Here is a 12,800-nt window from a genome sequence, read left to right on the forward strand (position 1 = left end):
AAACATTTAATCTAACACAGATATTGTTCCTGCTTTAATCAATATATTTTCTTTTATTATTTTATAATAAAAAACTCGCTGATTGCCTAAGCTTTCAAAAGGCCAATCATTTTGATAATCATTTGTTTTAAATATTTCTTTTCCGTTGGCATTATATAATTGTACACTTACCGTTGGTTGAAAGGCATATTTATTTGAAATACTCCAAGTATCATTAACACCATCGGCATTAGGGGTTACAATATTTGGTACAATTACCTGATCATCTTGCGCTATCACTTCAATTGTTTTTTCTATTCCACAGGCTCCTGCAGTGGCTACTACAGTATAAAAACCTAAAGATGTTACCTCTAAGGTTTCACTTGTTGATAAAAGCATCCCATCGGTATTTTCACCTTCATACCACACATACGACTCTGCACCTGCTGCTGTTATTGCAGTACTTTCTCCCTCTTTAAGCACTACCTTTTCTGATGGTGTTACAACAATCGCTGCTGCATCAAACAAAACAACTTCTAGTGTTTCTATTATTTTTTCACAACCAAAGCCTGTCATTTTTAAGGTATAAGTACCTATTTCATTTACTACAAACTCGGCTACATCAGTTCCTAAAGCTGTTTGATCATCATTTTTAAACCATTGATACGTATAACCATCAACTACATCTTTTATTGTGTAGGTAATAATACCTCCTGGGCATAATGAGTTTGAAGACGGTTCTGATGTTACTACTGCTGGCTTAGCGATTAGTTTAATATCTAATTCGCTAGAAGATACATTATTTAAATGTCCTGCGCTAATCCCTAACGTATAAATTCCGTTTTGCGTATATGAACTACGTGTTAATTTGTTATCTGTAGCATTAACAATATTTACACCGTCTAAAATCCATTGATAATTTAATAGTTCTAATTGTTCCGCTGTTAAAACATACTCGTTATCATCTTGAGCAATAACATTTACTTGTTGTAGTTTTAAATCAACACCTGTGGCGTTACAACTTTCATAATTGTCATCTGTAATCATAACAGGTTCAAATCTTTTTACACTCAACAAGCGTATTGGCTGTGATGACAAGCCTGAAGAACATAATCCTGTAGCTGTTTCTACAACATTTGCAATATAAGTACCTGGCTGATTCACATTTAAAGACGTTCCATCTACACCAAATAATCTTTTATCATCTTTATACCATTCAACCTCAAAATTAGCGGCGTTATTTACTGTAATCGATATATCTTTAGCTTCTCCTGGTAATAATACCGATGCTAAAGGGGTATTTTCTGTAATGGTAAAACTAGGCGCATTTTTTTGATTTAAGCTTACATTATTTGAGGTAGTTACACAAACACCTGTATCAATTTCTAAAGAATAAACCCCTAACTGCCCTACAGTGGGCGTTGTATATGTTGAACTATTTGAAGACTGCACCTCTTGATTGTCTAAAAACCAAGTATAAATATAAGAAGTGTCCGTAACATTCGCTTGAAAAGTATGTGCTTCATCACCACAAATTTCAACAACATCAGGGCTATTAATTTGTGCATCTGTTTCACTAAAAGTAACCACGTCTATTAAGGTTGAATCTTTAAAACCACAAGCACCATAATCTATTTTAACCTGATACTTACCCGAAGCTGAAACTTCTAAAAAAGGATCCGTTGTTGTTGTAATTATACTGCCATCTCTATACCAAGTGTATGCGCCTTGTTGATCGGTGTTTAATGTTAATTCAGTGGTAGCACCATCACAAAGCACTACATCTTCAAAATCATTTAAAATTAAGGTTCCATTCAATTTTTTATACGCCTCAAAAGATTCAGAATCGGGGCTTGTCATTGCAGGCGAAGTTGCAACTAATCTTATTTTATAATTTTTACCAAAAGTGTTTTCTGGTAATTGAAAAGTTCTTGAAAAAGTAAAGGTATCGTTTTCAGTAGCAACTGTCGCTAAGTTTATAGGGCTATCCCAAGTACCATTTGCGTCAGACAATTCAATAGTAAATGTATTGTCGGTAGCGAATGTAGATGTTTTATACTTAAACGTAACCGTGTAATCGGTGCTTGTAGTATCATCACACGCTGATGTAAATTTTAATTCAGGCTTCAACAATGTTTGAGATACAATGGAAGTACTCATAAAAAAGAGAAATATCCCTAAAAGTATGTAGGTGCTTTTAATTATTTTCATTTTAAAATATTACTTAGAGGGGAGAAAGAACAAATGTAAACTTTTTTACAGAAAAAAAACAGTAAATACAAAATCTATATCTAATATATGTAAAAATAAACAAAAAAACTATAAAAACCATAAAAATAGACTTGTTACAAGCTTTTTTAAAGAATTATTAACTAGAAACCCCAAAGAGAATCGTAAAATCTATTGTATATTCGTACCTCTATTTTTTATTATTTTATGACACAAAAAATTACCATAGCCATTGACGGCTTTTCATCGACAGGAAAAAGTACGATTGCCAAACAATTAGCAACAAAATTAGGCTATATTTATGTTGATACAGGCGCTATGTACAGAGCGGTTACCTTGTACGCAATGCAACATAATTATATTTCAGACACGCATTTTAATTCTGCTGATTTAATTGCTGATTTACAGAATATTTCACTTAAATTTATTTTTAATGAAAAAGCAGGGTTTGCTGAAATGTACTTAAATAATAATAATATTGAAACTCAAATTAGAAGCATTGAAGTATCAAGACTTGTTAGTAAAATTGCAACCATTTCAGAGATTCGTAGAAAATTAGTTAGCGAACAACAAGAAATGGGTAAAAATAAAGGTATTGTAATGGATGGTAGAGATATTGGTTCGGTTGTTTTTCCTGATGCCGAATTAAAATTATTTATGACCGCCTCTGCCGATAAACGAGCAACACGTCGTTATAAAGAATTATTAGACCGTGGCGACAATGTAAATTATCCAGAAATTTTACACAATGTTCAAGAACGTGATCGTATTGATTCTACCCGAAAAGATTCGCCCTTAATTTTAACCGATGATGCCATAGAATTTGACAATTCTAATATGGGATTAGAAGACCAATTTGATAGAATTATGAGCTTAGTAAAAATGAGATTGTCTTCATAAAAAAACTAGCACAAATGCCTAGCCCCGATTGAAGCTTTGTTTGAGCTCTTTTTTTGATTTTTCTTCAAAAAAAAGCGAGTGCGGAAAGCGGGAAATTGCTTCTAAATATTTTACTATTTAAAACAATATTAAACGCAAAAAACCAGCCAAAAAGCTGGTTTTTTTATATAAATATTTCTGAAAAAAATTATTCTTCGTCTAATTCTTGTAACTTAGAATTTTCAGAATAGGTACGCCATTTTACTAAACAGGCTTCAATATCAGCAGGTATTTCTGTATTAAATTGCATAAACTCACCACTTACAGGATGTGTAAATCCTAATGTTTTAGCATGTAAAGCTTGTCTTGGCAAGGTTTTAAAACAGTTTTTCACAAATTGCTTATACTTTGTAAAAGTTGTTCCTTTTAAAATATCGTCACCACCATAACGCTCATCGTTAAATAAGGTATGACCAATATGCTTAAAGTGTGCTCTAATTTGGTGCGTTCTTCCTGTTTCTAATTTACATTGTACTAATGTAACATAGGTCAAACGCTCTAAAACTTTATAGTGTGTTACGGCATGCTTTCCTTGATCGCCTTCAGGAAAAACATCCATTTGCAAACGATTTTTAAAACTACGCCCGATATTTCCTTCGATAGTTCCAGTATCTTCTTTTACATCACCCCAAACAATAGCGTAATATAAACGTTCGGTGGTTCTATCAAAAAACTGCTTTGATAAATGAGTCATTGCAAATTCATTTTTTGCAACCACTAATAAACCACTAGTATCTTTATCAATACGATGTACTAAACCAGGACGCTCGTTTGAGTTGGTAGGCAAGTTTTCAACATGATGAATTAACCCGTTTACTAAAGTTCCTGAATAATTTCCATGCCCTGGATGCACCACCATTCCTGGAGCTTTATTTACCACAATTACGTCATCATCTTCATAAACGATATCAAGCGGTAAATCTTCGGCTACTAATAAATTTTCCGCTGGCGGATATGCTAAAACAACACGAACAACATCTTTTGGTTTTACTTTATGATTTGGTTTTACAGCCACCTCATTTACCAACACATTCCCTGCTTTCGCTGCTTGCTGAATTTTACTTCTAGTTGAGTTTTCAATGAAATTCATTAAAAACCTATCAACTCTTAATGGTTCTTGACCTTCTGTTGCCACAAACCTGTGATGTTCGTGCAATTCGCTATTTTCTATTTCTAAATTCGTGTCTTCCTGCATTAATCAATTATATAAATTAGTTACCATTACCATCCCCTAAAATTAGGTTGATCGTTGTTTTTTTAGGCAATTTTGTTCCTACTGTAATTTCTTTCCCGTTGTATTTTAAGCCTCTTACAACATCTTTACCAATATCTTCTACCCATGTAATTTCGTTACCAACAATAAAACCTTGCGATCGTAAATGTGTTGTTGCCTGCCTTTTTGTTCGACCGTTTAAATTTGGCACTTCAATATCTCTATATTTAGACGGATTTAATGTTAAATAAATTTTACGTTTTTCTTTTACAAAATCGTTTACCGCTGGGTTTTGTTCTATCACTGATTTTTTTGGATACTCCGGATTATAAGTAGCACTGTCAATAATAATAAAGTCTAAATTAAGTTCCTTTAATTTCTTTTCAACCTGTGCTAACGACATTTTATGTAAATTAGGTACTTGTATTTTTTGATCGTGATTCGTTGTAAACCCTAACCACCATTTTAATACAAAAACAGTTATAAATAACGAAACTACGGCAATTCCTATTTGTATAAAAAATGTTTTACTTTTTATAAATTGAAATAAATTTTTAAGTTTTTCTGAAAAATTACTCATATTTTTTAGCTGTTTTTTTGAATCTTTTTTAGCGATATGTTTTTTTGAATATTATTTTTAATACGGTTGCAAATTTACAGTAAAAATATTAGTATTTTTAGCTCATTAAGTCTTTAACGAGTTTTTTTAGTAAGTTTGCCTGTTTTACACCCTTAATTTTTACAAAAAAATAATTTAAAAATAGTAACGTGAAAAAAAATATAGCGATTATTATGGGAGGATATTCTTCGGAAGCAGCAATATCCTTAAAAAGCGGAACAGTAGTTTACACGCATCTTGACAAAGAAAAATATACGGCATATAAAATTCATATTTTAAAAGATAAATGGGTTTTAGTTGATGATAACGATCAAGAATATAGCATCAATAAGCATGATTTTTCTGCGGATGTACATGGTAAAAAAATTACTTTTGATGTTGTTTTTAATGCCATTCATGGCGCACCTGGCGAAAACGGAGCTATTTTAGCCTATTTTGATTTAATCGGAATCAAGCATACCTCAGCTCCTTTTTATCAAATGGCATTAACTTTTAACAAACGAGATACCTTAAGTGTTTTAAAAAACTACGGAATATCAACGGCAATTTCGGTGTATTTAAACCAAGGTGATCTTATTGATGTTGATAAAATCATTGAAAAAGTTGGCCTGCCATGTTTTGTAAAGCCCAATAATGCGGGTTCTAGCTTTGGTATTTCAAAAGTACACAGCAAAGAAGCCTTTCTTCCTGCCTTAAAAGTAGCTTATAAAGAAGATACCGAAATATTAATTGAAAGTTTTTTAGACGGTACAGAAGTTTCTGTAGGTGTTTTTCAATATAAAGGAGCAACCACCGTTTTACCGATTACAGAAATTGTATCAGAAAACGATTTTTTTGATTATCAAGCAAAATACGAAGGTAAATCAACAGAAATTACCCCTGCTAGAATTTCAAAAAAGCAAGAAAACCGTGTTTCAGAAATATCAAAACGAGTCTATGATATTTTAAAAATGAAAGGTTTTACCCGTTCTGAATATATTTTTATAAATGATGAACCTCATTTCTTAGAAATAAACACCGTTCCTGGTTTAACCCAAGCAAGTATTTTACCACAACAAGCAAATTGTGCGGGTATTAATTTAACCGATTTATTTGGCAACGCTATTGAAATGGCTTTAAAAAACGATCTTAAATAATTAAAAACATGAAAAAAGCTATTTTCCCAGGATCTTTTGATCCTATTACGCTAGGACACCTAGATATTATTGAGCGTGGCGTTACTTTATTTGACCAAGTTGTTATTGCAATTGGCGTAAATGCTGATAAAAAATACATGTTTTCATTAGAAGAACGCAAACGTTTTATTGAAGAAACTTTTAAAAATCAGCCTAAAATTAAGGTTGTTATTTATAGCGGATTAACCGTAAAATTTTGTCAAGAAGAAAATGCAGCATTTATTTTAAGAGGTTTGCGAAATCCTGCCGATTTTGAATTTGAAAAAGCTATTGCACACACCAACAGAAAACTTTCAGAAATAGAAACGGTATTTTTATTAACATCATCAGGAAAAAGTTATATTTCGTCATCAATTGTACGTGATGTAATTAGAAATGATGGCGATTATACAGGTTTAGTCCCTGATGCAGTGAGAGTTTAACACCTAATAAATCATCAATAGATATCATTTGAATTTTAGTTATTATTTATCTTTCTAATTTCTAAAATTTAAATGATATCTATTAAAATCCTGTTTAAAAATTAAATAAACTGTCAGTTCGAGTGATTTTTTTCCTTCAAAAAAATTGTATCGAGAACTTTTTAGTATCTAAATCAATCAAAATAAAATTCTCGATACAATTTTAATTCCTTTTACTTAGTAATTAAAATCACTCGAATTGACAAATTAAATTTCTCGTTTTATACTAAAAAACTTTTTTAAATGAAATTTAAACAGGCTATAAAACACTAAAAATAATTCTTTTATGATTTTTTTAATATGAATTTTATTTAAATTTCAGTAACTTTGTAATCTGTATGAAAAAAATATCTCATAAAATAATGTCTGTATTAATGGCTTTAGTAGTGTTGTTCGCTACTATGTCGTTTACTATTGATATGCACTTTTGTGGCGATACTTTAATCGATACAGCAGTATTTCACAAAGTAAAATCATGTGGAATGAAAATGCAAAAATCAGCAACTAAAGGATGTAGTATAACAAAGAAAAATTGTTGTAATGATACCCAAATTGCAGTTGATGCACAAGATGAATTACAAATTACAGTTGATTCTATTTCTTTTGAACAACAAGTATTTATATCATCATTTGTTTACAGTTATAGTCTTCTTTTTAAAACTGTAAACAATAACATACCTTTTTACACGGCATACAAACCGCTACTCGTCATAAAGCAACTCTACAAAATTGACGAAACTTATTTAATTTAATTTTTAAACAATAGACTGTATTGTCCTATGGATTTTTTCCATTAGGATATTTTCTTGTATTCGGTATTCTCGTAATACCAATGTCTAACTGTTTAAAAAAATAAAGCAATGCTAAATAAAAGCATCAAATTTTTAATAGAAAATAAACTCGTAGCCGTTTTAATACTCTTAATTTTTATCGGCTGGGGAATTGTACACGCCCCTTTTAATTGGAATACTGGCTTTTTACCAAGCAACCCTGTTGCCGTAGATGCAATTCCTGATATTGGCGAAAATCAACAAATTGTATTTACAAAATGGGATGGTCGTTCACCTCAAGATATTGAAGACCAAATTACGTATCCTTTAACAACATCATTACTTGGTATTTCTGGAGTAAAAACAATTCGTAGTTCTTCTATGTTTGGTTTTTCTAGTATTTATATCATTTTTGAAGAAGATGTAGATTTTTACTGGAGCAGAAGTCGAATACTCGAAAAGTTAAATTCGTTGCCCAATAATTTACTTCCTAATGAGGTAAATCCATCTTTAGGTCCTGACGCAACAGGACTCGGGCAAATATTCTGGTACACTATTGAAGGAAGAAACAAACAAGGTGATGTAACTGGTGGTTGGGATTTACACGAAATAAGAAGCGTACAAGATTACTATGTAAAATATGCGCTTTCATCCGCTAGCGGAGTTTCAGAAGTCGCTTCAATTGGTGGATATGTTCAGGAATATCAAATAGATGTAAACCCTGAATTAATGCGTCAATATAAAATTGGGTTAAATGAAGTAGTTAAAGCCGTAAAACAAAGTAATAAAGATATTGGTGCGCAAACTCTAGAAATTAACAAAGTTGAATATTTAGTACGTGGCTTAGGGTATATAAAATCTATTTCAGATATCGAAAATGCAGTCGTTACTTCGGAAGATTTTACGGCTATCAAAATAAAAGATATTGCCAAAGTAACACTTGCACCAAAAGCAAGACGTGGTATTTTAGATAAAGAAGGTGCTGAAGTTGTTGGTGGCGTAGTCGTTGCAAGATATGGAGCAAATCCACTGGAAGTTATCAATAATGTAAAATCAAAAATAAAAGAATTAAGTGCAGGATTGCCTTCAAAGGTTTTAAAAGATGGAACAACTTCTCAACTTACTATTGTTCCTTTTTATGATAGATCAGAACTTATTACAGAAACATTAGGCACACTAAATGAAGCTCTTACACTCGAAATATTAATTACTATTTTGGTCATCATTATTATGACATTTAATCTTCGAGCTTCTATTCTTATTTCAAGTTTGCTTCCTGTTGCTGTTTTAATGGTTTTTATCGCCATGAAAATTTTTAATGTTGATGCCAATATTGTGGCACTTTCAGGAATTGCAATTGCCATCGGAACAATGGTAGATGTTGGCGTAATTCTTTCAGAAAACATCATTCGACATTTAGACGAAAACAATGATAAATCCCCTATAAATGAAGTAGTTTATACCGCTACAACCGAAGTTTCAGGAGCTATTATAACAGCAGTTTTAACAACAATTATAAGTTTTATTCCTGTATTTACCATGATTGGAGCTGAAGGAAAACTATTCAGACCTTTAGCATTTACTAAAACTTTTGCTTTAACAGCTTCTATTATTGTTGCCTTATTTTTAATTCCACCTTTTGCGGCATTTTTATTCAAAAAAAGAAGCATCAAAAAAGTATCAGGAATTTTTATCAGTAGCTTTTTAATTTTGATTGGAATAGCAGCCGTAATTTATGGATATTGGATTGCTATTATTTTGATTGCCTTTGGAATATCTGCTATTTTAAAATCGAAACAAAAAATTAATGAGAAACAAGTAAATTATATTAATATCGGTATTTCTGCGCTGGCAATTGTGTTTCTTTTAGCAGAATATTGGCGACCATTAGGTGTTGATAAAAATATCTTTTGGAATTTAATTTTTGTAGCTATCATTTGTTTTGGACTTTTAGGCGTTTTCACCTTATTCAGAACATATTATACTCGTATTTTAAATTGGGCTTTAAACAATAAAATACTGTTTCTTTCTATCCCTACGACTATTGTAATTTGTGGTTTTTTTATCCTAAAAAATACTGGAAAAGAATTTATGCCTTCCTTAAATGAAGGTTCTTTTTTACTGATGCCAACATCAATGCCACATGCAGGTGTTGAAGAAAACAAACGCACTTTACAATTATTAGATATGGCTGTAGCCAGTATTCCTGAAGTTAAAACAGTTGTTGGTAAAGCAGGTCGTGTAAGCTCATCTTTAGACCCTGCTCCGCTTTCGATGTATGAAAATTTAATTCAGTATAAACCAGAATACATGCTGAATAAAAATGGAAAACGACAACGTTATAAAACAACTAATAATGGATTATTTGTTTTAAAATCAGGAGCAACTATTGAAAATCCAAATAATACAGAAAATAATGTTTCAATGCCTGAAATTACAGTCAAAAATCTTATTGAAGATGATAATGGTGATTTTTACAGAAATTGGCGACCAAAAATAAAATCAGCAAATGATATTTGGGATGAAATTGTACGAGTAACAAAATTACCTAGCGTTACTTCAGCTCCTAAATTACAACCTATTGAAACCCGTTTGGTAATGCTACAAACAGGAATGCGTGCACCAATGGGAATAAAAGTAAAAGGACAAAATTTAAAACAAATTGAAGATTTTGGTATGCAATTAGAATCGATTTTAAAACAAGTAGAAGGTGTTAAAACCGAAGCTGTATTTGCTGATAGAATTGTTGGAAAACCTTATTTACTTATCGATATTAATAGAGAAAAAATTGCACGTTACGGAATAACAATTCAAGATGTTCAAGATGTACTAAAAGTTGCCGTTGGTGGTATGGAAATAACACAAACAGTAGAAGGTCGTGAGCGATATGGCGTGCGTGTTCGCTATCCTAGAGAATTAAGGTCCACTCCTACCGATTTAAAAAACATTTATATTCCTGTTACAAAAGGTAGCGCAATTCCTTTGAGCGAATTAGCAACTATTAAATACGAACAAGGTGCACAGGTTATTAAAAGTGAAGATACTTTTTTAATCGGTTATGTACTTTTTGATAAACTAAATAAATATGCTGAAGTTAGTGTTGTTGAAAATGCACAAGCTTTAATTCAATCAAAAATAGATTCAGGTGAATTAATCGTTCCTAAAGGGATTAATTATCAATTTACGGGTACTTATGAAAATCAAATAAGAGCCGAAAAAACATTATCTGTAGTAGTTCCTTTGGCATTAGGTATTATCTTTTTGATTCTATATTTTCAATTTCGATCAGTAGCAACATCGTTAATGGTTTTTTCAGGAATTGTTGTCGCATTTGCTGGAGGTTTTATTATGATTTGGTTATATGGACAAGGTTGGTTTTTGAATATTAATTTCTTTGGAGAAAATCTACGAGCATTATTTCAGATGCATCCTATCAATTTGAGTGTTGCTGTGTGGGTTGGTTTTATCGCTTTATTCGGTATTGCTACGGATGATGGCGTTGTTATGGCAACCTATTTAACACAAATATTTGATAAAAATAAACCAATCAGTAAAAAAGAAATTAGAGCTTCGATTATAGAGGCTGGTGAAAAACGTATCCGCCCGTGTTTAATGACAACCGCTACAACTATTTTAGCATTATTACCAGTATTAACAGCTACTGGAAGAGGAAGTGATATTATGATTCCGATGGCAATACCTAGTTTTGGTGGAATGTTAGTTGCTTTAATCACCTTGTTTGTAGTACCTGTTTTATTTAGTTGGAAACAAGAATTAAAACTTAAAAAGAAATAATATGAAACATTTTAAATCATACTTAAAAACAGTTTTTTTGATGTCATTTTTTTGCTTTTTTACAGAAGGAAATGCACAACAACTCAAAACACTTATCGAAGAAGGATTATCAAAAAACCCTAAAATTCAATCTTTTAAATTAAAACATCAAATTGCATCAGAAAAAATAAACGAAGCAAATACCTTACCTAATACACAAATAGGTGTTGGTTATTTTGTAAGCGAACCCGAAACAAGAACAGGTGCTCAACGTTTTAAAATTTCTGCAAAACAAATGCTACCTTCTTTTGGAACAATAACTGCTAGAGAAAATTATCTTAATTCTGTTGCAGATGCCGTTTATGAAGATATTGTTATTATCAAACGGAAATTGGTCGCTTCAATATCTAAATCTTATTATCTTTTATATGCTTTAAAAGATAAAAAAGAGGTTTTAGAGGATAATATAATCCTCCTTAAAACCTATGAAAAATTAGCTTTAACAGCTATTGAAGTTGGTAAAGCGTCGGCTGTTGATGTATTGCGTTTACAAATACGTCAGAATGAATTACAGCAATTAAAACAGATTTTAGAACAAAATTACTTAGCAGAACAAACCGTAATTAATAAATTATTAAACAGAGAAAAAAATATTAAAATTACTATTGATACTGAATTTGTAATTCCTTCAGAAAATAATTTGATAAATGACAATAATTTAACCTTACATCCTGAATTATTAAAATACGATAAACTTTATAAATCAGTTGAAAAATCTGAACTTTTAAATCAAAAAGAAAGTAATCCGATGTTTGGTTTTGGGTTAGATTATGTAGCCGTTTCTGAAAGACCAAATATGGATTTTAGTGATAATGGAAAAGATATTTTGATGCCAATGATTAGTCTTTCTATTCCTATTTTTAATAATAAATACAAATCGAAAAGCAAACAAAATAAGTTACAACAAAGAGAAATTATCTCCAAAAAAGAAAACAGATTAAATACTTTAGAAACCTTACTTGATAAAGCTATTAAAAATAGTAATTCGGCAAGAATACGTTTCAATATCCAAAGTGAAAATTTGAAAAAAGCTAAAAATGCAGAAACTATTTTGGTAAAAAGTTACGAAACAGGAACTATTAATTTTAATGATATTTTAGATATTCAAGAATTACAATTAAAATTTCAAATCAATAAAATTGAAGCAATTACAGCTTATTATTTACAAAAAACTAACATCAATTATTTAACAAATTAAATTATTCACTAACCTTAAAATCAATCAAAATGAATTTATTAAACAACAGTATCATCAGTAAAACAATTTTAACCGCTTTAGTAATCGGATTAACATTTACATCAATGTCGTGTAAAGATGCTAAAAAAGAAAATAAAACTACTGAAAAAACATCCGTAGAAAAAAAAGGAAAAGAACATACATCAGCATACGTATGCCCTATGCATTGTGAAAATAGCGGAAGTGATAAAGAAGGTAAATGTCCAACTTGTGGAATGACTTACATAGATAATAAAATTCATAGCGCAAACGGTCATAAGCACTAAATTTTAAAAATCAGCAATACAAGTACTGTTTATTTTGAATATAATAGTACTGTATTGCTCTTTTTTATCAGGTTAAAA

General features: G+C 30.9%; 10 protein-coding genes. 7 read left to right on the forward strand and 3 right to left on the reverse strand.

Features of this window, described 5'->3' with window-relative positions:
• Positions 1-6 precede the first annotated feature (6 nt).
• Positions 7-2,190: a T9SS type B sorting domain-containing protein gene (locus DPIF8902391_RS10975; protein WP_172505845.1), complete on the reverse strand. Its 2,184-nt coding sequence runs from the start codon at positions 2,188-2,190 to the stop codon at positions 7-9.
• A 225-nt stretch (positions 2,191-2,415) separates the two neighbouring features.
• On the opposite strand from DPIF8902391_RS10975, the gene cmk reads away from it, so the two are divergent.
• Positions 2,416-3,108: a (d)CMP kinase gene (cmk, locus tag DPIF8902391_RS10980; RefSeq protein ID WP_172505846.1), complete on the forward strand. Its 693-nt coding sequence runs from the start codon at positions 2,416-2,418 to the stop codon at positions 3,106-3,108.
• Between the two features lie 187 nt (positions 3,109-3,295).
• Here cmk and DPIF8902391_RS10985 read toward each other — a convergent pair whose 3' ends face one another.
• Positions 3,296-4,342 carry an RluA family pseudouridine synthase gene (locus DPIF8902391_RS10985; RefSeq protein ID WP_172505847.1) on the reverse strand — a complete coding sequence of 349 codons (1,047 nt, stop codon included), beginning with the start codon at positions 4,340-4,342 and terminating at the stop codon, positions 3,296-3,298.
• 16 nt (positions 4,343-4,358) lie between these two features.
• Positions 4,359-4,940 carry a PASTA domain-containing protein gene (locus DPIF8902391_RS10990; RefSeq protein ID WP_058885189.1) on the reverse strand — a complete coding sequence of 194 codons (582 nt, stop codon included), beginning with the start codon at positions 4,938-4,940 and terminating at the stop codon, positions 4,359-4,361.
• Positions 4,941-5,128: 188 nt separating this feature from the next.
• On the opposite strand from DPIF8902391_RS10990, the gene DPIF8902391_RS10995 reads away from it, so the two are divergent.
• The 6 genes from DPIF8902391_RS10995 (at position 5,129) to DPIF8902391_RS11020 (ending at position 12,722) form a co-directional block, all read left to right on the forward strand.
• The gene (locus DPIF8902391_RS10995) at positions 5,129-6,115 is read left to right on the forward strand and encodes a D-alanine--D-alanine ligase (RefSeq protein ID WP_058885190.1); all 987 of its coding nucleotides are present in this window, start codon (positions 5,129-5,131) and stop codon (positions 6,113-6,115) included.
• Between the two features lie 8 nt (positions 6,116-6,123).
• Positions 6,124-6,576 (forward strand): pantetheine-phosphate adenylyltransferase, encoded by a 453-nt coding sequence (coaD, locus tag DPIF8902391_RS11000; protein ID WP_058885191.1) that lies wholly within the window; start codon positions 6,124-6,126, stop codon positions 6,574-6,576.
• A gap of 377 nt (positions 6,577-6,953) precedes the next feature.
• Entirely contained in the window at positions 6,954-7,367 is a 414-nt protein-coding gene (locus tag DPIF8902391_RS11005; RefSeq protein WP_235586511.1) for an HYC_CC_PP family protein, read from the forward strand.
• A gap of 108 nt (positions 7,368-7,475) precedes the next feature.
• A complete protein-coding gene (locus tag DPIF8902391_RS11010; RefSeq protein WP_172505848.1) occupies positions 7,476-11,180 on the forward strand; it encodes an efflux RND transporter permease subunit in 3,705 nt (1,234 codons plus the stop codon).
• A gap of 1 nt (position 11,181) precedes the next feature.
• Entirely contained in the window at positions 11,182-12,417 is a 1,236-nt protein-coding gene (locus DPIF8902391_RS11015) for a TolC family protein (protein ID WP_058885193.1), read from the forward strand.
• A 29-nt stretch (positions 12,418-12,446) separates the two neighbouring features.
• Positions 12,447-12,722, forward strand: coding sequence for a heavy metal-binding domain-containing protein (locus tag DPIF8902391_RS11020; protein ID WP_058885194.1), 276 nt, complete (start codon positions 12,447-12,449; stop codon positions 12,720-12,722).
• The last annotated feature ends 78 nt before the right edge of the window (positions 12,723-12,800 follow it).

This window comes from Tenacibaculum finnmarkense genomovar ulcerans (assembly GCF_900239495.1).
GTDB lineage: Bacteria > Bacteroidota > Bacteroidia > Flavobacteriales > Flavobacteriaceae > Polaribacter > Polaribacter ulcerans.

What these genes read in the sequence shown, in the direction of transcription:
- coaD (WP_058885191.1), top strand. Translation starts at nt 6,124, where the DNA reads ATGAAAAAAGCTATTTTCCCAGGATCTTTTGATCCTATTACGCTAGGA.
- DPIF8902391_RS11010 (WP_172505848.1), top strand. Translation starts at nt 7,476, where the DNA reads ATGCTAAATAAAAGCATCAAATTTTTAATAGAAAATAAACTCGTAGCC.
- DPIF8902391_RS10990 (WP_058885189.1), bottom strand. Translation starts at nt 4,940, where the DNA reads ATGAGTAATTTTTCAGAAAAACTTAAAAATTTATTTCAATTTATAAAA.
- DPIF8902391_RS10975 (WP_172505845.1), bottom strand. Translation starts at nt 2,190, where the DNA reads ATGAAAATAATTAAAAGCACCTACATACTTTTAGGGATATTTCTCTTT.
- cmk (WP_172505846.1), top strand. Translation starts at nt 2,416, where the DNA reads ATGACACAAAAAATTACCATAGCCATTGACGGCTTTTCATCGACAGGA.
- DPIF8902391_RS10985 (WP_172505847.1), bottom strand. Translation starts at nt 4,342, where the DNA reads ATGCAGGAAGACACGAATTTAGAAATAGAAAATAGCGAATTGCACGAA.
- DPIF8902391_RS11005 (WP_235586511.1), top strand. Translation starts at nt 6,954, where the DNA reads ATGAAAAAAATATCTCATAAAATAATGTCTGTATTAATGGCTTTAGTA.
- DPIF8902391_RS11020 (WP_058885194.1), top strand. Translation starts at nt 12,447, where the DNA reads ATGAATTTATTAAACAACAGTATCATCAGTAAAACAATTTTAACCGCT.
- DPIF8902391_RS11015 (WP_058885193.1), top strand. Translation starts at nt 11,182, where the DNA reads ATGAAACATTTTAAATCATACTTAAAAACAGTTTTTTTGATGTCATTT.